The sequence below is a fragment of the Bacillus sp. PAMC28571 genome (genome assembly GCF_014250435.1).
Lineage (GTDB): Bacteria > Bacillota > Bacilli > Bacillales > Bacillaceae > Bacillus > Bacillus safensis.
Map to the genome: position 1 here is coordinate 2,011,154 of NZ_CP060191.1, position 21,021 is coordinate 2,032,174.

The window sequence follows — 21,021 nt, forward strand, 5'->3', positions numbered from 1 at the left end:
TCCTCCTTCTTACACTTGCTCCATTAGTTGATACATTGGTAAAAGAATAGATAAATACACGATGAGTATAAGAAGTGCTGTTACCCCATAAATAACTGGCTGCAGCCAAGACATCCATTTTTCAATTTTTAGCTCTGCATTCTCTAATAGAAATTGGCTGTACGTGTACATTTCTCTCGCAAGCATTCCGCTGGCTTCACCATGCTTGATAATGGCTGCAAAATGTTTTTCGAAAAAAGGAGACACGCTTACTTGATGGGCCATGCTTTCTCCTTTTCTTAACTCTTCCATCATTTGTTCACCTATTTCTTGAAGAAAAGGCAGGTAGCTTTGCTGTTTAAAAGCTTGCAAACCTTCGTACATCGATAATCCAGCTTGAAGCAGTCCGCTGAGCTGAAGAGAAAAAAGGTACGTATGCATCAGCTGCATCCCTTTATATAAAAAAGGCAGCTTACTCATCACCCTCAATTTCTCAAGGGTCGACTTTTTCCTAAAAAAAACAGCATAATATCCAATAAGACAGATACACAGACAACTAGTGATGAGCAGAAAAGCATGAAGGAATTGAAATAGTCCAAACATCCCTTGAATCAGCCAAGACATGCGGGTATCCATCGATGAGTACAAAACAGAAAATTGAGGAATGATCATTTGCTGAACGAGTACCAGCACGACCAAAACCGTGAAGATGAGGAAAAGCGGGTAACGTAACATACGTTTAAACGTGTCTAACTGTTTGATTTTTTTCTCTAAAAAACGGGCGCTTTGTTCTAAAGCACGGGCTAGACTGCCATGCTTCTCAGAAAAACATAGTATAGCGATGACTTCCCGCTGAAAATGGAGTCTCTCCAGCACTACATAAAAAGGCTCGCCTTCGTGAAGCCACTGAATACCTAGTTTTAATTGCTGCCGCTGTTGTTTTGATAACTGGATATTCACCATCACTAATGCCTCAATCAATGTATATCCAGCCTGAATTAATTGAGCCAGTTTTGATAGGCATTCAGCTTGATCCTTTTTAGACCATACTTTAGAGGCTCGCTTCTTCATAAACCCAGCGATGGTAAGTGTTTTTTGATAAATAGCCGAGTGCCACTCCTTTACGAATTAATCTTTGCAGTGTTTCATATGACGAGTGAGCATATTCTCCTTTAGCCTCCTTGATACACTCACCAAGCTCTTTTCCGAACAGCAGTTCAAATACATTTGTTCGTCTGATCGGTCGATTTAATTTACAGTAAAGCTGACATCTTTCTCCGCAAAAAGGACAGGTGAGCTCGATTAATCGCTGCGCAGCAATCGCAACCATCGTTTGCTCAAGTTCATTCATCGTGACACCAAATTCAAGCATACGATAAAGGGCTCCTTTTGCGTTTTTTGCATGGAGCGTACTCAATACTAAATGGCCTGTCAGTGCTGCTCTAATCGCCGTTCTAGCCGTTTCAGCATCTCTTATTTCTCCTAGCACAATCACATCTGGATCATGTCTTAAAATAGCGCGTAACCCAGCGGCATACGTGATGCCGGCTTTTTCATTTACTTGAACCTGTAATACTTCTTCATTTCTTGTTTCCACAGGATCTTCAAGTGTAATAATATTTCGGTTAAAATTCTTTTTTGCAAACTGGATCAATGAATATAGTGTTGTCGTTTTCCCTGAATTTGTTGGCCCAGTAAATAAAATGAGTCCATGCGAGTGGTTTAAAAAGGATAATAATCTGGCTGAGGCTTTCGGAAATAATGATAGATGTTTTATTTTCGGAACATGATCCTGCGGTAAAATCCTAATCACTAAGCTCTCATCATTCACTGTCGGCAAGGTAGACATCCGAATAAATACTTGACCTTTTCTTAGCATCACAGCTAGTGAGCCATTTTGCGGTCTCCTTTTTTCCCCGATATCCATAGAAGATAAAAATTTAAAATGTGCAATAAGCCTCTCTCCGCTTTTTTTATCAATCGTTCGCTGCTGGATTAAATCTGAGTCAACACGAAATGACACCGAAGCTTCCTTTTCTTTTGGCACAATATGCACATCAGAAGCCCTCATGCGGCATGCTTCTTCTAGCAGCTCTTGCCTTAAATATTCAATCCCATACAAGTGGATCACTCCTTTCTGTGATCACATTGTAGAATGGCGGAACGTGAATGACAAAAGAGCAATTTATGATTTTCATGACTAATAAATGATGAAAACCCTCAACTCACGATGCATTACATCATTTTTTAGAAAAGAGCATATAAAAAAACCTGACTTTTACAAGTACAGGTTTTTTGGTCATGATGTGGCTTCTTGCGGCTGCTCTTCAAAGATACGAAATCCTCTTTTTTCTAACGCTTTTGCAAGGCTATGCTCAGTATTTACTTTTGAGAAATCAATGCCCAGTTTCACTACAGTTTGAGCGATCTCTGGTCGGATGCCTGAAATAATCGTCTCAATTCCTAGCAGTTTCGCACTATCGACCACTTTAAACAGCTGATAAGCCACCATCGTATCAACAACGGGAACACCAGAAATATCAATAAATAAGTGCGTTAGACGCAGTCTTGAAGCCTGTTCTAGTACGGATTCCAGAATGATTTTGGCCCGGTACGTATCGATCTCTCCAATCAGCGGCAAAATCCCAATTTCCTTTGATACTGGAATAACTGGGGCACTTAGTTCTTGTATCATCTCTCTTTGTGCATTCAGCTGACTAAGTGTCACGCGGTCATATTCTTCTGATAAGCGCTCAATCATGTCATCAAATGTGGCGTGAAAGTGCTGATTCCACTGACACACATCTTGCAGCGTCACTTCAAGCTCTGTTTCTTGGGTGAATGTCTCAATTCTCGAACAGAAAATGTGGCGGAAAATCTTAAACTGTCCAATGATTTCATATAGCGGCACCTCGTGCACTGCTCGATCACGTGCAATATCAACAGACCACTTTTTCAAATGGTTTTCTACTTTGTCTGACAGCGTCACAAGCGTGGCTGCAATGGTTTGAATAAACGCTGTGTTCTGTTCCTTCAGCTTCTTTTCCGTTTCCTCTGAAGCATGTTTAGAATATAATGAGCCTTCTTCTGTTCTTGTTTTTAGCCATTCTTCGGTCATGACAGGGGCTTCTTTTAGGATAAATTCATATAATTGCTTAGATTTTTCATTTTTCATTTACTTCTTTCGCTCCTTTTTCACTAAAACTCGTGACATACAACTTTTATGTATAAATGACCGCAGATGGTGAACAATATCATTACACGTTTGATATTGGGCTATAGCCAAGTGGTAAGGCAATGGACTTTGACTCCGTGATCGTTGGTTCGAACCCAGCTAGCCCAGTTCAGCACAAAAACGAAGACGGCTGAAGCATGTTTCAGCTGATCTTCGTTTTTTATTAGGAAACTGATTGATGAATCGCTTTCTTTTTTGATATTTTCATGAGTTCTCCTGGATTATAACCTACTACCAGTTTATTTCCATCAATAATGATTGGTCTCCGTAGCAGCTTTGGTTTTTCAATGAGAAGCTGTAAGACCTCGTTTACTTTTAAGTCATTAATATTTAAATTTAAGCTTTTAAAAGCCTGACTTCGTGTGGCTAAAATTTCATCCATTCCTTCTGTTGTTAAAGAAAGAATCTTTTTTAATTCATCTAGTGTTGGCGTTTCTCTGAAAAGGTGACGCTCTTTAAAATCAATTTGATTCGCCTTTAACCAATGTTTTGTTTTGCGGCAAGACGTGCAGCTCGGGTATGAATAAAAAGTAATGTCACTCATTAGTCTTCCTCCTTAGGTCGTTAACCTTTTCTCTTATGGAGTAAGTACCCTCATGTTTTTCAGCATAAACACTTTTTCATCATTTTTTCAAAAAAATTTTTTCTACATTCAAAATAAATTGTTCACATGATGTCAAAAATGTAAATGTTTACATAACAAGTGATGATCAGCTATAATATGAATCAAAGGGGTTTATAAGGGGAGGGAAAGAAATGAATCGCATGTTCCGCGTGCTTGGCTTTTGGACGGGTATTTTTGCTGTCATGTTCTATTTAGGACATATGAAAGATGCATCGCTGCTGTTCTTCGGTCAAACCGTTCTTTTTGTATTTTTATCCTACTTGAATTTATCCGAAAGAATGTATATTTACATTTTCGGAGCGTATTTGACGATTTTCTTTGCCGGATTTACATATTATTCGATTTTCATCATGGTTCCCGGTACCGGACATTAATTGAAAAAAGCATCTCTTTTAAAGAGATGCTTTTTTCATGCCTGCAATTAAAGAGAAAAACCATTAATAAACGGATTTTGCTCCTGCTCCGTCAGCACAGTCGTTTCCCCGCCATGTCCGCTTAAAACAAGAGTTGATTCTGGCAATGACAATAATTTTTGATGGATTGATTGTAGCAGCACTTCCTGACTGCCGCCTACTAAATCTGTTCTCCCGATGCCGCCTTCAAATAGCGTGTCACCAGAAATAACAAAGCCCTCTTCCGCCGAATAGTAAGACACACTGCCTGGTGAATGCCCTGGTGTATGGAACATTTCTAATGTAAACGATCCAATTTGAAGCGTTCCTTCTGACGTAATCAATTTTTCAGCTTCTTTGACCGTAATTCCATTCCCAATCAATCGAGCTGAACCGTTTAATTCAGCGTTCGTGAGCCATTCTTTTTCATTTTCGTGTACATACAGCGGCACTCCCCACTCTTCGCGCACCTCATCTGCCGCGCCAATATGATCAAAATGAGCATGTGTCAATAAGACAGCAAGCGGTGTAAGCTGTTTTTCTTTTACATAGGAAATCAGCTTTTGCGCTTCACCGCCTGGATCAAAAATTAAGCACTCTCCCTGCTCATTTTTCCAAATATATGCGTTCGCTTGTACATAGCCTAGTGGCATTCTTCTCCAATTCATTTTCATCACCTACTTTATTCATTCTTTTTTATTATGAAGGCTATTCAATAAAAATTCAAACAATCGTCAACTGGAATCTACTCGACAAGCTTTATGAAAACGGTTAAAATGAAAAGAAAGGAAATCAAGGGGATTGATGACAAAGGGGGACTTTCACATGATGCTCGTCATTATTTTTGGTCTAGTCACGATTTTAGCTGCGCTCGGCATCTATCGCTCACTAAAAAAAGTGAACGTACTTGCCATCGCTTTTGCAGGCGCTACATTTTTGGTTTTTGGATGGTTCACTGTCATGACCATCATCTATAGCGGTTATCCAACTGCACATTAAAAAGCCTGCATATAGCAGGCTTTCAGATTTCCTACAAAGGGCTAAAATGATTTTTATTTTAGCCCTTTGTCTTCTTTTCAGCGTGATAGAAAGCCCTTGCAGCCCTAGGAAAAACGAGTAACGGAGCGGAGCGAATATGACATTCGTGAGCACCGGAACGCAGGACTGACAAAGAATGCGAGGGTTTGTCTACACGCTGAAAGCCTGCATTTAGCAGGCTTTTTTTATTGATTTAAATGCTTATTCACGCTTTCTAATTTGCTTGTAAGTGTTGTGGTTTGATCCCGTCTGTCATCGATGCGAATATTGGTCGCTACTCGGTGCAATCCCTTTTCAAAAGGGGCTTCATGAATGCGCTGAATGACCTCAAATAAAACGGATAATTCGCCTTCAATTAACGTATTCATCGGTGTTAATTGATATTTGATTTTTCCTTCTTGTTGAAAACCTTCTAAAATTCTTTGTACATCTGCTACGTAAGCACTGACACTTGGTGTTTCAGTGCCTATTGGAATGATGGTGACGTCTGCTATAGCCATAATTTTTCCCCTTTCCATTAAATTCTCATGTTTTCTCGTCCTCATTGTAACCTATCCTCATTCAATCATGCCATGCTTACGTTGCGTTTACGGCAGGTTTGTCTCGTTCTATCGTCAAATCCGCTCTCTCTACCTTCCCGATCTTTGTAAACAGAAGCAGGCATATACCTGAAACAGCTTCAATGATGCCGCCAGCCGCAATGACATACCCAGATCCAAACAGGGTTGCCATATAACCGCCAATGAGGGCGCCTAACGGAATCATTAAGTAAGAAATCATATTGATAATTGCATACACTTGCGGCTGATCCTCTGCCTTAACTGACAATTGAATCATCGTATGTTCGGGTACGTTAACTGCACTAATGGCTGCTCCTAAAGCAAAAGCTGATATAAACACAAGTGGTAACAATGCGTTCATACCTGTGATAAAGAAGGCAATTCCATCAACAATCCCAGCACCTATAAACAGCAATCCATACCGATTCACTTTTATCTTTGTCAAAACAAACCCCATCAAAAATGCGCCTAGTGCGGTTGTGACTTTGATGAATGAATAGACGACCGGTCCACTATGTAAGTCTTCCGTTAAATAAATAACAGACAATGCTTCCCATGGTGCCGCAGCAAAGTTTGAGCAGACACAAAAAATCGCTAATGGAAACAAAATATGATGGCTTCTAACAAGTGAAAAACCTCGAATTAATCTTTTGCCGTAAGATAACCCTTTTTTGGCTTTATCAATGATGACTTCTGTTTGATATGAAATCATGAACACCAATAAAGCGGACAAAAGGTAAAGAGGAATGATCACAAGCATTGTATAACCTACGCCTACAAACGCAATCATGACACCACAAATCGTGACCGTCACAAGTCTTACTACATGACTTGCTGATTGGATCGTTGCATTCGCTTTTTGTATGAGGTCTTCATGAACAAGCTTTGGGATAATCGATACAGATGCCGGTTCATAGGAGCCACCTGTCGCCGAATGCAGCAGCATACAGCCAATGATGAGGACTAATGGTGTGAAACCATAAAAGTAACTAACCACGATCACAAGGATAATCGCTCCTCGTGTTAAATCAGCAAAACACATCCAAAATTTCAATTGATGCGGCTTCATCATAGGCGTAATAAATGGTCCAACAATCGCTTGAGGAACAAAGCTGACTGCAATAAAAAAAGCTGTCCCTATGGCCCCTTTCCCTCCTAGTACTAAAAGCCACAAGATGGTGTTGAAAGATAAACTATCAGCCGTAATTTTGCACATTTTAGAAACAAATAAATAAGTAAAATTTCTTTTCCACAGGCTTTGAGCACTCAATAGTCGACATCTCCCTAAATCATATCCTTTTTTTTACATCCATATCTTTCACAATAGCTTACTAGGAGGCCTTCGTCAATTGCTTCAACATTGTTTTTATTGACCATAAGCAATTGATTTTCTCAAAATATGAAAAAGCACCAGCCAGGTGCTTTTAACACTTACACGCTTCCCACAAAAGCCGCTTTGTTTTTTCATAGATCGAATCAAATTGATCCATGGAAAGAGGATTTTTCCCTAGACCAAGCTCGACTGTATAGCCCTCACTATGAAATTGATAAATAAACCAATCGCGATAGCCTGCATAGCTGTCGAGATATTGGATCGGTTTGTAGCCGCTCACTCGTTCGAATCGTTTGACCGTTTCTTTTGAGATGGCTGGCTCATGGCCAAGAAACCCCCAATAGATCTCTTCTCCTTGTGTATGAAGGGCGATCAGCCGGTCAAATCGTTTTCGCAACGCAAGATTGGCCATCGCTTTCGCTTCTGGTTCTGTTAATGGCTCGCGCCCAGGATAATCCCGGTAGGACGGTGCCTTCGACTGATGACGATAGTACTCGATCTCCCAATAAGCAGGGAATTGATTGTTTAAATCCACCCCTCGAATATTTGCTTTCCATTCCCGGTAATCGGAATATCCCTCGTTTAGCAGTGTGAATTCTTCATGATGAAGACCTAGTGACTCCGGTCCATTACGAACCAAATCCACTCCATCTGGATTGACCATTGGCACGATGGATAAAGCGGTGGTCTGCAGGATATGAACCGCTTCATAATGTCTTGCCTGAACCGGATCTGACGCTGCTAAGCAAAGCGATTTCAACCATTTTAATAAAACAGACGTCGTGATCCATTCATTTGCATGAAATGAGGCATTGAGATGAATAGAATGTAAATGCTGAACAGGCTCTGTTCGGATCTCATAAATAGGTGTATCAAGCACTGAATGGCCAATAACGCTGATATGAAGAAAAGGAAATACGGCTTTCAAGCGGCTCAGCTCTTCTTCTAATCGAGCGCTATCATATTCAAATGTTCCATTAATCCAATCATCGGTTTGCTGCAGTCTGTAAGGTGCAATAAATCTCTGCACATCACCTATCGAATCAAATACATGGACTCCTTCTGGAAGTCTATATCCCGGTAAAAGAAGGTTATCAGTGCTTGATTGATTAGATAAATGAAAAGCAGCTTTACCAATACCAAGCTGCTTTGCCACAGCATCCCTCCCTGTTTCATCCAGCTGCCATTCAATTTTTCCAAACGACGTTGTCTTCATTTACATCCCTCCTCTCATACTATATGAGCCGTCAGACAAAAAAAGAAAACCTCTGCTTCTAAAATAGCAGAGGTTTTTCATCTATTAGGACGCCTTTTTCAGCTCCGTTTCACCTTCTTTTTTGGATGGTGAATGGTCCGGGCTGTTTCGATCATAAAATCTAAGGAGATCTCCGTAGATGATTTGATCAGAGAATTGAAGCTCCTGCTTCGCTTTCTCTTCATAAGACTGACACACATTTTTATCATCTGCTGGCTCGCCTGTCTCTTTATTGTAGCAAACACCATCTGTAAAAATGCTGTCCTTCGTAATAAAGCTTCCATCACGGAGTACTGTAAAGTCATTCGTATCTTTTGATAAAAGGTCATGACCAAATTGAATTTGTTTACTTGTATCAATCCCTAGAAGATTGAGTACAGTTGGACGGATATCGACCTGACCGCCTACCGTATCAATTTCTTTTGGATGTTGATCCGTTACCCCTGGAATGTGTACAACAAACGGGACTTTTTGAAGCTGCACTTCTTCAAATGGCGTAATCTCTTTATTTAAAAATTGTCCCATGGCTTCGTTATGGTTTTCAGAAATTCCGTAGTGATCCCCATACAAAACAAAAATGGAGTTATCGTATAACCCAGCTTCCTTCATCTTTTTAAAGAAAAGCTTAAGGGCTTCATCTTGATAACGCACTGTAGGGAAGTACTTGTTCAGTGTTTTGCTCTTTGAATCATATTCATCAATGAGCTTATCTTCTTCATCTAAATCAAAAGGGAAATGGTTCGTTAATGTAATCAATCTCGTATAGAAAGGCTGCGGGATCGATTTCATTAATTCAGCGGACTGCTCAAAGAACGGACCATCTTTCAGTCCCCAGCCAACTGAGTTTTCTTCATTCACATCAAATGATTTAATATCAAAGAACTTATCGTAGCCAAAGCTATCGTAGATAAGGTCACGGTTCCAGAAGCTTTTGTTATTCGCATGAATAACAGAAGAGTGGTAGCCCTCATCCTTTAACAGCTCAGGTGTCGCTGTAAACTCATTACTTGGATTTGTGAAGAACACAGCCCCTCTTCCAAGTGGATAAAGAGAATTATCTACAATAAACTCTGAATCAGATGTTTTCCCTTGACCTGTTTGGTGATAAAAATTAGTAAAGTTATAGCTCTTCTTGATCAATTTGTTTAAAAACGGAGTAATTTCTTTCCCGTTTAATTTTTCATTGATCACGAAACTCTGTGTCGATTCAAGTGATACAAGAATGACATTTCGTCCTTTTGCTTGACCAAATGTCTTTTCATTACGGTCCGTTTGATTTGCGCTTACATAGTTTTCAATTTCAGTTAAGCTATTGCTGTCAGCAAGAGCCCGCTGGGCGGACTGCTTCGATTGCAATACCCCATCATAAATATGGAAGTTATATAAGCTGATATTTTTCACCAGCATCTCACGGTCAAATGAGCGAGTAAGCAGTTCTGGTCTTTCTGTTTCAGCTAAACCAAGGTTAAAGAAAAATGTAGCTGCCACAAATAAGTAATATGCTGCTCGTTCTTTTCGTGAAACGGTGACATCTGTTCTAAAGGAAGGCTGTTTTTTATAGAGCCAAATTAAAATGATGATATCAACAAACATCAGTAAATCGACTGGTTCAATTAAAGAGGTAATACTGGACCCGAGGTCACCCATATTGTTTGTTTGAAATAGGACGGGGATGGTTAGAAAATCACTATAGAATCGATAAAACACAATGTTGGCTAACAAAACGAATGTTAGGATAAAGCTTGTCACGATGATATATCGATTGCGATTTTTTTCTTTGAAAAATAAACCGATACCGAAGATAAACAAAAGAAAGCTAAGCGGATTAATAAACAGGATAAACTCCTGCATGAAATTTTCAATTTTAATATTGAAGCTAGATTTATAGATAACATAGGTTTTGACCCACATCAGCAATGTCGCAATCAGTAAAAATGAAATCGCCTTTAATCTATTCTTTCGCATTGTAACCTCCTTATGCTAAGCGCGCACTCAGGCTCTAGATATACCCTAATTATTGGTGCTTCTAGAAAAATAACTAAAGTATATCTTATCCTGTATATGATGGAAAATCAATGTCTTTTTCCTCATGACAAACTTATGAATATGCTAAACATCCAATTTCATGCCTATCTATCGCTTTTTTTTATAAAAATGACATCATTATGACTTTTTTGTTCAAGACAGCCATTTGGTTTTTGCCATCCATGCACCGCCGATAACACCCGCATCGTTTCCGAGTGATGCAATTACCACTTCAACATCGTCAGCGCAAGGCGGGAAAGCATGTTGTTTCACAATGCGCTCTACTTTACTGCGAAGAAGCTCACCTGCTTTTGAAACACCACCGCCAATTACAATTTTTGTTGGGTTTAAAGCACTAGCAAGATTCGCTAGGACAAGTCCAAGATGTGTCGTCACTTCTTCTACGACACGCATTGCAAGATCATCTCCGTTTTCTGCCGCTTCAAATACATTCTTTGCCGATAGCGAAGCGAGCTTGCCAAGTGAAGATGTATGCTGCTCGGTTTCTAATTTATCCTTTGCAATCCGGACGATGCCAGTTGCAGATGCGATCGTTTCAATACAGCCTGTTCTTCCGCAGTTACACGGTGCTCCTTGAAATGGAACGGCACAAATATGGCCAATTTCTCCGCCAGCACCTGTCTCCCCTTGAACAACTTCACCGTTGACGATGATGCCGCCGCCAACCCCTGTTCCAAGTGTGACCATCAGGATATTTTTTGCGCCATCGCCTGCACCCTTCCACATTTCACCGAGTGCAGCAATATTCGCATCATTTTCAATGACAGATGGAAGTCCCGTCTCTGCCTCTAGGTGATCTTTCAAGGGGTAATTTGTCCAGCCCAGATTCGTTGTTTTATAGACAATGCCAGATACTTTATCTACAGGTCCAGGTGCACCCATTCCGATCCCAATAAGTGCTGATTTCGGCATACTGATCTCAACCAGTTTATGGTCAATTGATTTGGCAATATCGACTGTGATCGTCTGCCCGGATTTATCCGTAGGAATCTCCCACTTATGCTGAATTTCACCATATAGATTAATGAACGCAAGCTTAATTGTCGTACCGCCAAGATCAATACCTACAAACCAATCCCCTGTCATATGCCCTCCACCTTCACATTGTTTTTCGATTTAATTTGGCTAGCTCCATTTGAAGAATCGTCATTGCGTTTGACCATTCGGTCCGGTCAATGATGCCCGCTGTATACATTTCCTTCAATTCGTCTGCCATAAATTCTAATTCTACTTCACGATCTCCGAAATACACATAATTTCCAAATCTCATGAGCAGCTGCTGTACATCATATAACGTTTTCATTGTTTCCACCATTTCTTTTCATCAACAGATAGGATAAGCGTATTCATAAATGCGCTTTCAGTCAAGTCATTCAACGTGTTTGACTATTTTCGATATATTGTTTCAGCTTTAAAAATTGATCATTTTGAGGATCTTGTTTTAAAGCTTTCGCTAATAGATCCTCTGCTTTCGCTGTCTCTCCTTTTTCTACGTATAAAAGCGATAAATGATACAGTTTATTTGGATCATCTGGATCTTTTTCAAGCGACTTTTGTAAAAATTGAATAGCCTTATCAAGTTGGCCCTGCTGCGCTTCCGATAGTGCATAGATATGAAGTGCTTCAGCTGATGCATCTTTATCGTGCACATATTCCTCTAGTCGTTCACTTGCTTCGCTATACTTTTTCTCATCAAATAAACTTGCTGCCTCACTTGCTGCCGCTGCTTCCTTTTGATCGTCAGAATGAAACCCTGTATACAATCCAAAACCGCCAATAAAGAGCAAAGCAGCACTCGCAAGAAGCATTTTGACAGGCTGGATCTGTTTAGGCAGACGGACAGCTAATGCGGTGAAAAAACCGCCAACCAGGCCGCCAAGATGCCCTGCGTTATCAATACCTGATACAGTGAAGCCTATTCCTAGGTTGATGAGGATAATGACAATAATATTTGTCCCCATCGTCCGAAAGAAAAGCTTTCGGTTTGAGATGGCTAAATATAACAGTGCGCCTAAGCAGCCAAAGATCGCGCCAGATGCACCGGCTGCAATTGCCGTATTAAACACAAAGCTCGCTATAGAGCCAAAAATGCCGGAAATCAAATAGATGAGCAAAAATCTTCCCGACCCATAAATTCTCTCAACAGCCGCTCCAACGGACCAAAGAGCAAAAGTATTAAAGAGTAAGTGCGTCAAGCCAATATGTAAAAACATTGGTGTCATCAGGCGCCACCATTCACCCTCTAAAATCAGCACATTATTTTTAGCACCAAATGCTGTTAAAGTTGCGGTATTGGTACTTCCGCCTGACAGCTCAAGTAAAAGAAACATCACCACTTGGACAGCGATCAGCAAGTAGGTAAAAATGGGTCTCCCATTTTGAAACACGGCCCGTTCTCGTTCTCGCTGCTTTTCCTGATCATCAAATGCCTGAAGCACGTTCCTTTTCAGCTGCATTGCATCCTCAGCTGTATCTTTCTTCGCTTCTTCTACATCTACTGCAAGCGATGTATTCAGCCATTTTTGCAGTTCGTTTACATCGTTTTGAAGCGTGTCTGCATTGAGTAATACAGGAGTAACTGTCACCTTATTCTCTTTTTGCGGCTGACCGTTTAGGTCTTCCCAATCATCTACTGGAACATCAGTTGTAAATTGCAGCTGCAGGAGATGAAGAGATCGTTTACGCATAGCTTCTCTCAGCTGATTGATCCGATATGTTTGCTCCTCGATATCTCGAACGATCTCCTGCCTGAAATTCACATCTTTTCTATATAGACGGATGAGATCATAACCTGAGTTTCGTGGTGCTTCAAAAAATATTTCATCTTCTGGGTACGGACTTTGAATCATCTCGTATCCTTTTTGTCTAAGTTCATCAACAACTCGCCAAAATAAACTATCTATGACATTCATACATTCGCGCTCCATTTTTTACATTATTATAGCAAGAATCGTTCTTATCCGCATTTCTAAACAAAAAAATCCCGGCTTTTGCGGGATTAGAATGCTTGGCGAATAAATTTCGTCCGAAAATATGGGATTTTCATCAGCCATTTAATCAAAAAGTGCCGGACTTGATTTTGCCCTAAAACCAAATTCATGAGCCGATAACGATTTTGCACGAGAACGAATGCAAACAGTGTGAACACAATGCTCCAAATCATTTTATTCATCATATTCCCTCCTATGTTCGTATCGTGGCTTAAATAGGATTTGTTTATGCATGAACCATCGTTTTTATCGCTTAAAAGGTTCCTTTCATAAAGAGGCCTTCACAATCTAATCCCTTGTTCTTTTGATTGAATATAATAGACCTCTCCGCACTCTGATTGATCATAAGAAACATCAAATGGATGAAGGTCGATTAAATCCTTGAAGGTATGAGGCAGCTTACCATTCGGCTATAACTCCTCCACCTTGTGCGGGAAGTAACTGCCGTATGGATTTGGTGTATGAACATATACAGCGTCTAAACCAGGGGCATGTTCGTGAATACAAATCCAAGTTTGGTATGGCTTTTCAAAGCTTTCAAGCTGTTTTAGCCGCCTATGATATAAAGCGATATGAGCTTTGATATGCTCTCTTCTTATTTTTAAGCTATTTCCCCGACTCCAAAAAAATCAAGGTGCGTATGCCAAAATACCATAAATCACGATCAAGTTTTAAGTCACAAGTATTCACTTCCTCCCACATATTACGGAAGTATCTTTTCTTTCCACGAAATTTTTTCAAAAAATATCCCCCGTCAGCTAAAATGCCTTTTAATGAAGAATGTTGATCGCTATCGTGCATGTGACTTTTGATCATAAGCAAGCACCTTCGCTCAACAAAAAAAGCCCGTTCATATGTATATGCAGCGGACTTTATTTTAGATATATGGTACCCTTCTCACTGACCATGATTGAGACCGGGATGTCGTGCGTTTCAGCCGGAATATGCTCGGTTTGCTGTACTGTTAAACAAAGGGCAAGCGTTTCGCCGTGATAGTCAGCTAAGTAGCGGTCATAATAGCCGCCCCCATATCCGATACGGTAGCCTTTTCGATCGAAGCACACACCAGGCACAATGATCAAATCGATTGATTCTTTAGATGCAGTGGCCGACGTCAGAGGATCTGGCTCCAATAGCCCAAAGTAGCGGGAGATCATTTTCGTTTCTGGTGTATATTTATAAAACGTCATCTCTTTTGTTTCCGGAAAACAGGTGGGTACACATACTGTTTTCCCCTCCCGCCATGCTTTTTCAATGAGAGGCATTGTCGGTACCTCTTTTCCTCTAGACATGGTAAGTGCAACCGTATTCGCTTGTTTCCATGCTGGCAGTTGAAACAAGCGCTCATGAAGTAAAGCGGTGCTTCGCTTGAATTCTTCGGTACTCATCTGGTCCAGCTTGGCTAATGTTTGAAGGCGAAGTTCCTTTTTCACACAGATCATCTCCCATCATAAAAAAACAGCAGGAAAATTCCCTGCTGCTTACTTTGTTTCACGATGTAAAGTTTGTTTTTTATCACGTGAGCAATACTTTTTGAATTCAACGCGATCTGGATTGTTTCGCTTATTCTTTTTAGTAATATAGTTACGCTCACCGCATTCAGTGCAAGCTAGAGTAATATTTACGCGCATGTTTTTCCCTCCAAACTAAAATCAATTCACATTCAGACCTAACTATAATACCACTTCTAGCTTAGGAATGCTAGAATGTTTTTTCACCAATTTGAATTTCAGTGCAATCCATCCACGTTCTGATCCATATCGCACGGTCAATTCATGAAAAATAGCCTGCTCCCCTATAAAACCTCAATCTTTGTCGTACTGTATACATGAGAAACCCTCTTTTATTTTGACAGCGAGCAAGATTTTCATACTCGTTTTTCATATAAAAAGAAAAAAGATGAAAAAAAGGTGATTTTTTCAGCAATTCCTTTTGAAACTAGCTTTTTTATGGTATAAAAAAGAAGGGTCGAAAACTGTCTGAAACAATCATGAAAGCCTTTTATGGCTTTCAGCATTAAAATATGAATAAAAGGTGATGAAACATGGAAATTGCAATTATCGGATTGCTTGTTGTCAGTATCGTACTGATCGCATTCTCATATTTTCAAAGAGAGCCGATTAAAGAAGTCGAGCAGGAACTTGAAACACTTCAACTATCTGCAATGCAAGAAATCTATAAACTGAAAAAGAAAATGAAGGTTCTTGAAGAAGAATTGCTTGAAACAAACATTGTCGTCCGCAAACATTCAGAAATTGATCCATCTATCGCAAGACAAATCATTTCAAAGCATCAAAATGGCATGTCTCCTGAGGCCATTGCGCGCGCTGAGCATGTATCTGTAGATGAGGTCAACATGATCATTAAAGACAATGAGAAGGTGCTTGTATGACGAAAAAAAGCATCCAAACGTTTGCGGCAGGTATGATTCTTGCAACTGGTGTTCTGGCGATCGTTTTTTTCCTCACTGGAAAAGATGAAGCGGCGGCTGATACAACCACAAAAGAAACGCTCGCAGCGAAAGTAACAGACACCGATGTGAAAAACTATTTAGACTCTAAAAAAGAAGTCTCTGTCAGCCGTGAAACATATCAGCAGCTTCTTGATTATAAAGAAAAAGCACTGAAAGCAAATGAAGACGGCGATTCTAAAAATGATAAAGAAACATCGGACAAGCCTAAAGGCAAATCGGTCAAATTTGTTATTAAAAACGGGATGAGCACAAGTGATGTTTCAGACATGCTTGAAAAGGACGGCATCATCAACTCGTCTAAAGATTTTAATGATTACGTGATTGACGCCGGCTACCATAAAGAAATTCGTGCAGGCAAGTTCAATTTAAAAACAGGGATGACGTTCAAACAAATCGTCAAAGCCTTAACAAAATAACAACAATACCCCCTGGCGGCGCTGACCTCCAGGGGGTTTTATTATCCAAATCGACCAGATATATAATCATTTGTTCTTTGATCATTTGGCTCTGAGAACATCACATTCGTATCATTGACCTCAACAAGCTCTCCCATTAAAAAGAAGGCTGTTCTATCTGATACCCTCGCCGCTTGCTGCATGTTATGCGTCACAATGGCAATCGTGTATTTCTCTTTTAATTTCATAATTAATTCTTCAATCTTTAATGTTGAGACAGGATCAAGCGCTGATGTTGGTTCATCCATTAGTAAAATATCTGGGCTTGTAGCAATAGCTCTTGCGATACAAAGACGCTGCTGCTGACCGCCGGAAAGACCTAATGCTGGTGCATTTAATCGATCTTTCACTTCATCCCAAAGGGCAACATCACGAAGCGCTTTTTCAGCGATTTCTTTCAATTGCTGCTTGCTCTTCACGCCGTGAATTCTTGGTCCGTAGACGACATTATCAAAGATAGACTGAGGGAATGGGTTTCCTTTTTGAAAGACCATCCCGACGTTTTTACGCAGTTCCACTAGATCAACGCGGCCTTTTAAAATATTGTCGCCGTTATACATCATATCTCCGGTGATTTTCACACCTGGCACTGTTTTGACCATAAGATTTAAGGTCTTGATAAACGTTGACTTTCCGCAGCCTGACGGACCGATAATTGCTGTGACTTCATGCTCTTTAATGTCTAAATCAATATGCTTCAGTGCGTGATGCTGTCCGTACCAAAGGTTCATATCATTCACACGAAACACTTCTTTTTTTGCTGTTTCAGTTGCTACTGCATTCATCAAAATCCACCCGCCTTATCCAAATCGACCATTGATATAGTCTTCTGTTTTTTGCTGCGCAGGACGTGTAAAGATACGTTCAGTGGCATCATATTCTACTAGATCACCGTTCAGGAAAAAGGCCGTATGATCAGATACACGTAACGCTTGCTGCATGTTGTGTGTCACAATGACGATCGAATAATCATTTTTCAAATCTGATAATAGCTCTTCAATTTTTGCATTTGAGATTGGGTCTAGGGCAGAAGCAGGTTCATCTAACAAAAGAACGCTGGGCTTCATCGCAAGTGTACGCGCAATACAAAGGCGCTGCTGCTGACCGCCGGATAATGACAAAGCCGAGCGGTGCAGACGATCTTTGACTTCATCCCACAGCGCTGCTTTTGTTAAGCTTTCCTCTACTGCATCATCAAGCACTGATTTTCTTTTTTCACCCGCATACTTTAACGCATGGGTAATGTTATTGTAGATCGATTTAGGAAATGGGTTTGGTTTTTGGAAAACCATGCCGATTTCTCTTCTTAAATTCACCACATTAATGCGGTCATCCAAAATATTGAGTCCTTCGTACATGATCGCACCTTCACTTCTCGCACCTGGGATCAAGTCGTTCATGCGGTTAATGCTGCGTAAAAAGGTTGATTTCCCGCAGCCAGATGGGCCGATTAATGCGGTAATTGCGTTCTTCTCAATTTCAAATGAAATGTGATTGACCGCTCTTTTTTCACCATAATAAATGCTTAAATCCTGCACCTGTAAAATCTGTTCCGCTTGAAGTGGAGCCTTTTTTGCTGCAATCTCTTTTTTTTCTGCTAGCATTTGAACCATATCCCCTTCACACCTCTCTCACATTATTTTGACGTAAGCTTTTTATGAATAAATGAACCAAGCCATCTAGCTGCTAAGTTGAATACTAAAACTGAAAGCACAAGTACGGCTGAGGCACCATTTGCAATGGCCTCTGCATCTGGAATGATTCCTTGTGTATTGACGTTCCATATATGAACGGCTAATGTTTCTGCCGGTCTAAAAATATTCAGCGGTGACGTATCAGAAAATGGACTCCAGTTTGTAAAATCAAGACGCGGTGTGGTGAGACCTGCTGTGAAAAGAAGCGCTGCTGCCTCCCCAAAGACTCTTCCTGATGCTAAAATCGCACCGGTAATAATAGAAGGAATCGCACCTGGAATCAGGACTGTCTTCACTGTATGCCATTTCGTCACACCGAGCGCAAGTGATGCTTCCTTTTGATCCTTTGGTACAGAGCGAAGCGCGTCTTCTGTCACCCTGACCATCACTGGCAAGTTAAACACCGTGAGCGCAAGAGCTCCTCCGATGATCGTATAGCCCCAGCCTGTTAAATTGACAAACATGAGTAAACCAAACATACCAATGACAATAGAAGGAAGTGAAGACAACACTTCAATACATGTGCGAATAAAATCAGTGACTTTGTTTTGAGGCGCATATTCAGCCATGTACACTCCACCGCCGACACCAAGTGGTACTGTGATCAGCATTGTTATAAACAAAATGTAAAACGAGTTAAACAGCTGATCCCTAATACCGCCGCCAGAGCCAATTGCACTTGAGCGGGTTGTCAAAAAGTCAAAATTTAATTCTTTTGCACCGTTGAAGATGATATAAGAAAACAAACCAATTAGGATCGCCGTAATAATGGCGGCACATAATCCAAAAACAAACGTGGCAAAACGATCGGTCATTTTGCTATTCATTAAATCTTCCTCCTAGACGACAAGTATCTGATAATGAGTATGAACATAAACGATACAACTAGAAGGACAAGACCCATTGACCAAAGTGTATTGTTTTCAACACTTCCATACGTTGTGTGACCCATGTTTAACGTAATAATGGTTGTTAATGTACCAGCTGTATCCATAATGCTCTCTGGTAAATTACGCGTGTTTCCAATGACCATCTGAACGGCAAGGGCTTCACCAAATGCTCTTGCCATTCCAAGAACGACTGCTGTCATTAATGTTGGAAGAGCTGCCGGTACAAGCACACGTCTAATCGTTTGCCATCTTGTAGCGCCAAGTGCATAGGATCCCTCACGTAAGCTTTTTGGAAGTGAAGCCATTGCATCAGTTGCAATAGATGTAACGGTTGGCAGAATCATAATAGACAGGACAATCGTTCCTGCTAACACGCTATGCCCTGAGCCGCTTGACTTGAAATGTCCGATAAACGGCACCAATACTGTAAGACCTATGAATCCGTAAACAACGGATGGAATCCCTACAAGCAATTCAATGACTGGCTGGAGAATTTTCCGGCCCCATGCAGGTGCAATTTCTGTCATAAAGATCGCTCCTGCGATGCCTAGCGGCGCTGCAATAAGTGCCGATAGAAGCGTGACGGCGATCGATCCAAAGATAAAAGGAAATGCGCCGTACTCCGGGTTTTCTGCTGTTGGGTTCCAATTGATACTGGTTAAGAACTCAATTGGGCTTACACCATTTACGATGAAAGATTGTAAACCCTTAATGCCAAGGAATATTGTGATGGCGATGGATACTGCAATCATTAAGAATGCGCAGAATTTCACCAAAATACTTCCTCTTACTTCATCCATTTGCCTATTTTTCTTCGAGCTGATCAGCCGATCGCTCGCTTCTGTATGTTCTATCTGCTTCATCTTTTTCTACACTCCTATGAATGTCATAAAAGGAAAAGTGAAATGCTCCACTTTTCCTTCATCAGCAATTCAAGACCTCTTACTTATCCGATTGTTTGCCTGTTGCGTCTCTTTCTACTTTCATATTAGAGACTGAGATGTAGCCTTGGTCTTTGACGATTTCTTTTTGTACTTCATCACTCATAAGGTAATCTAAGAATTGTTTTGCTAGACCTTCCGGCTCACCTTTTGTATAAGAGTGCTCGTATGCCCAAATTGTATATTTACCGCTTTCTACATTGCTTTCTTCTGGTTTCACACCATCAATGCTAAGCGGTGTAATTTTGTCATCTGTTAAATAAGAGAATGCTAGGTATCCAATCGCACCTGGTGTTTCTGCAATCAGCTTTTTCACTGTGTTTGAAGAATCTTCTGTGATTCCTTCTGCAGGTGTTGCACCATCAAGTGCATATTTCACAAATGTTGCACGTGTTCCTGAAGAATCAGGTCTGTTAACAAGCGTGATTTTTTGGTCTTTCCCGCCAAGCTCTTTCCAGTTTTTGATTTTACCAGTGAAGATTTTTTTCAATTCGTCCTTTGTGATGTCTTTGACACCCACTTCAGGGTTTACAGCTGCGGCCATTCCAACAACTGCTACTTTGTGGTCTTTTAAAGCTTTTGCGTCGACTCCGTCTTTCTCTTCAGCGAATACATCTGAGTTACCAATTTGTACAGATCCTTCTGAAACTTGAGAAAGTCCTGTTCCTGAACCGCCGGCTTGTACTTGAATATCGGCTTTTGGATGTTTATCCATGAATTTTTCTGCTGCCGCAAGAACTAAAGGCTGCATCGCAGATGATCCTGAGATGGTAATGGAACCTGATGCCTCATCTTTGTTTGAAGCATTTCCTTTACTGTCTTTTGAATCTCCGCTTGAGCTGCTGTTTCCGCATGCTGTGACGAATGCTAACAATGCGATAGTAAGGAAAGTAAGCAGCCATAATTTGTTCTTTTTCATTTCAAGAATACCCCCTGAATAATTTGTCCTACGAGTAATACATTAAAGGTTCTTTATTAATTTCGTTTAAATGGAATGTTAAGGTTTTGTAAATGTCGAAGTTTTGTAGAGAAATTGCGGCGTTTTTTATGAATTTTGTCAATTTATATCGGAATTTTTGAAGAAAACGTAAAAAAACGCCCACAAAAAGTGAGCG

24 protein-coding genes and 1 tRNA gene are annotated in these 21,021 nt (G+C 40.5%); 5 read left to right on the top strand and 20 right to left on the bottom strand.

Going from position 1 to position 21,021, the window contains the following annotated elements:
- Positions 1-9: 9 nt before the first annotated feature.
- The 3 genes from comGB to H7F25_RS10090 form a co-directional block, all read right to left on the bottom strand.
- Positions 10-1,050, bottom strand: coding sequence for a competence type IV pilus assembly protein ComGB (gene comGB / locus H7F25_RS10080; protein WP_103131948.1), 1,041 nt, complete (start codon positions 1,048-1,050; stop codon positions 10-12).
- A complete protein-coding gene (comGA, locus tag H7F25_RS10085) occupies positions 1,031-2,101 on the bottom strand; it encodes a competence type IV pilus ATPase ComGA (protein WP_025092972.1) in 1,071 nt (356 codons plus the stop codon). Before comGA ends, comGB begins: the two co-directional genes overlap by 20 nt.
- Positions 2,102-2,278: 177 nt before the next feature.
- A complete protein-coding gene (locus H7F25_RS10090) occupies positions 2,279-3,154 on the bottom strand; it encodes an STAS domain-containing protein (protein WP_024422979.1) in 876 nt (291 codons plus the stop codon).
- 97 nt (positions 3,155-3,251) lie between these two features.
- Here H7F25_RS10090 and H7F25_RS10095 point away from each other — a divergent pair.
- A tRNA-Gln gene (locus H7F25_RS10095) sits at positions 3,252-3,322 on the top strand.
- Between the two features lie 55 nt (positions 3,323-3,377).
- On the opposite strand, the gene H7F25_RS10100 is transcribed toward H7F25_RS10095, so the two are convergent.
- Entirely contained in the window at positions 3,378-3,758 is a 381-nt protein-coding gene (locus tag H7F25_RS10100; RefSeq protein WP_007501232.1) for a Spx/MgsR family RNA polymerase-binding regulatory protein, read from the bottom strand.
- Between the two features lie 212 nt (positions 3,759-3,970).
- Between H7F25_RS10100 and H7F25_RS10105 the strand changes: the two genes are divergently transcribed.
- Entirely contained in the window at positions 3,971-4,213 is a 243-nt protein-coding gene (locus H7F25_RS10105; protein WP_003217440.1) for a DUF2626 domain-containing protein, read from the top strand.
- Between the two features lie 47 nt (positions 4,214-4,260).
- Here H7F25_RS10105 and H7F25_RS10110 read toward each other — a convergent pair whose 3' ends face one another.
- Complete coding sequence (locus H7F25_RS10110; RefSeq protein WP_024422981.1) at positions 4,261-4,899, bottom strand: MBL fold metallo-hydrolase; 639 nt, start codon at positions 4,897-4,899, stop codon at positions 4,261-4,263.
- A gap of 157 nt (positions 4,900-5,056) precedes the next feature.
- Between H7F25_RS10110 and H7F25_RS10115 the strand changes: the two genes are divergently transcribed.
- On the top strand, positions 5,057-5,230 hold the full coding sequence (locus H7F25_RS10115) for a DUF2759 domain-containing protein (RefSeq protein WP_003217333.1): 174 nt from the start codon (positions 5,057-5,059) through the stop codon (positions 5,228-5,230).
- A gap of 224 nt (positions 5,231-5,454) precedes the next feature.
- Here H7F25_RS10115 and H7F25_RS10120 read toward each other — a convergent pair whose 3' ends face one another.
- The 10 genes from H7F25_RS10120 to rpmG form a co-directional block, all read right to left on the bottom strand.
- Entirely contained in the window at positions 5,455-5,769 is a 315-nt protein-coding gene (locus H7F25_RS10120) for an MTH1187 family thiamine-binding protein (RefSeq protein WP_024427984.1), read from the bottom strand.
- Positions 5,770-5,845: 76 nt separating this feature from the next.
- Positions 5,846-7,099 carry an MFS transporter gene (locus tag H7F25_RS10125; protein WP_149126475.1) on the bottom strand — a complete coding sequence of 418 codons (1,254 nt, stop codon included), beginning with the start codon at positions 7,097-7,099 and terminating at the stop codon, positions 5,846-5,848.
- Positions 7,100-7,253: 154 nt separating this feature from the next.
- Positions 7,254-8,378, bottom strand: a complete 1,125-nt coding sequence (locus tag H7F25_RS10130) for a M14 family metallopeptidase (protein ID WP_185853688.1) — start codon at positions 8,376-8,378, stop codon at positions 7,254-7,256.
- Between the two features lie 84 nt (positions 8,379-8,462).
- On the bottom strand, positions 8,463-10,382 hold the full coding sequence (locus tag H7F25_RS10135; RefSeq protein WP_024427981.1) for an LTA synthase family protein: 1,920 nt from the start codon (positions 10,380-10,382) through the stop codon (positions 8,463-8,465).
- Positions 10,383-10,595: 213 nt separating this feature from the next.
- Complete coding sequence (locus H7F25_RS10140; protein WP_025092968.1) at positions 10,596-11,549, bottom strand: ROK family glucokinase; 954 nt, start codon at positions 11,547-11,549, stop codon at positions 10,596-10,598.
- A gap of 13 nt (positions 11,550-11,562) precedes the next feature.
- Positions 11,563-11,766: a YqgQ family protein gene (locus H7F25_RS10145; protein WP_025092967.1), complete on the bottom strand. Its 204-nt coding sequence runs from the start codon at positions 11,764-11,766 to the stop codon at positions 11,563-11,565.
- Between the two features lie 70 nt (positions 11,767-11,836).
- Positions 11,837-13,375: a rhomboid family intramembrane serine protease gene (locus tag H7F25_RS10150; RefSeq protein WP_185853689.1), complete on the bottom strand. Its 1,539-nt coding sequence runs from the start codon at positions 13,373-13,375 to the stop codon at positions 11,837-11,839.
- Positions 13,376-13,461: 86 nt separating this feature from the next.
- Entirely contained in the window at positions 13,462-13,635 is a 174-nt protein-coding gene (locus H7F25_RS10155) for a hypothetical protein (protein WP_162176177.1), read from the bottom strand.
- 690 nt (positions 13,636-14,325) lie between these two features.
- Positions 14,326-14,886, bottom strand: coding sequence for a 5-formyltetrahydrofolate cyclo-ligase (locus H7F25_RS10160; RefSeq protein WP_185853690.1), 561 nt, complete (start codon positions 14,884-14,886; stop codon positions 14,326-14,328).
- 48 nt (positions 14,887-14,934) lie between these two features.
- The gene (rpmG, locus tag H7F25_RS10165) at positions 14,935-15,084 is read right to left on the bottom strand and encodes a 50S ribosomal protein L33 (RefSeq protein WP_008360061.1); all 150 of its coding nucleotides are present in this window, start codon (positions 15,082-15,084) and stop codon (positions 14,935-14,937) included.
- 413 nt (positions 15,085-15,497) lie between these two features.
- Here rpmG and H7F25_RS10170 point away from each other — a divergent pair, with 413 nt between their 5' ends.
- Positions 15,498-15,845, top strand: a complete 348-nt coding sequence (locus H7F25_RS10170; protein ID WP_024422989.1) for a hypothetical protein — start codon at positions 15,498-15,500, stop codon at positions 15,843-15,845.
- Positions 15,842-16,342, top strand: a complete 501-nt coding sequence (locus tag H7F25_RS10175) for an endolytic transglycosylase MltG (RefSeq protein WP_024422990.1) — start codon at positions 15,842-15,844, stop codon at positions 16,340-16,342. The genes H7F25_RS10170 and H7F25_RS10175 overlap by 4 nt, the downstream gene beginning before the upstream one ends.
- 41 nt (positions 16,343-16,383) lie before the next feature.
- Here H7F25_RS10175 and pstB (H7F25_RS10180) read toward each other — a convergent pair whose 3' ends face one another.
- The 5 genes from pstB (H7F25_RS10180) to H7F25_RS10200 all read right to left on the bottom strand — a co-directional run bounded on the left by pstB (H7F25_RS10180) (position 16,384) and on the right by H7F25_RS10200 (position 20,825).
- Entirely contained in the window at positions 16,384-17,166 is a 783-nt protein-coding gene (gene pstB, locus H7F25_RS10180; protein WP_024422991.1) for a phosphate ABC transporter ATP-binding protein PstB, read from the bottom strand.
- A 15-nt stretch (positions 17,167-17,181) separates the two neighbouring features.
- Positions 17,182-17,994 carry a phosphate ABC transporter ATP-binding protein PstB gene (gene pstB, locus H7F25_RS10185; protein ID WP_024422992.1) on the bottom strand — a complete coding sequence of 271 codons (813 nt, stop codon included), beginning with the start codon at positions 17,992-17,994 and terminating at the stop codon, positions 17,182-17,184.
- 23 nt (positions 17,995-18,017) lie between these two features.
- Positions 18,018-18,902 (bottom strand): phosphate ABC transporter permease PstA, encoded by an 885-nt coding sequence (gene pstA, locus H7F25_RS10190; RefSeq protein ID WP_024422993.1) that lies wholly within the window; start codon positions 18,900-18,902, stop codon positions 18,018-18,020.
- Positions 18,902-19,828, bottom strand: a complete 927-nt coding sequence (gene pstC, locus H7F25_RS10195; protein ID WP_024422994.1) for a phosphate ABC transporter permease subunit PstC — start codon at positions 19,826-19,828, stop codon at positions 18,902-18,904. The genes pstA and pstC overlap by 1 nt, the downstream gene beginning before the upstream one ends.
- A 79-nt stretch (positions 19,829-19,907) precedes the next feature.
- Entirely contained in the window at positions 19,908-20,825 is a 918-nt protein-coding gene (locus H7F25_RS10200) for a phosphate ABC transporter substrate-binding protein (protein WP_024422995.1), read from the bottom strand.
- Between the last annotated feature and the right edge of the window lie 196 nt (positions 20,826-21,021).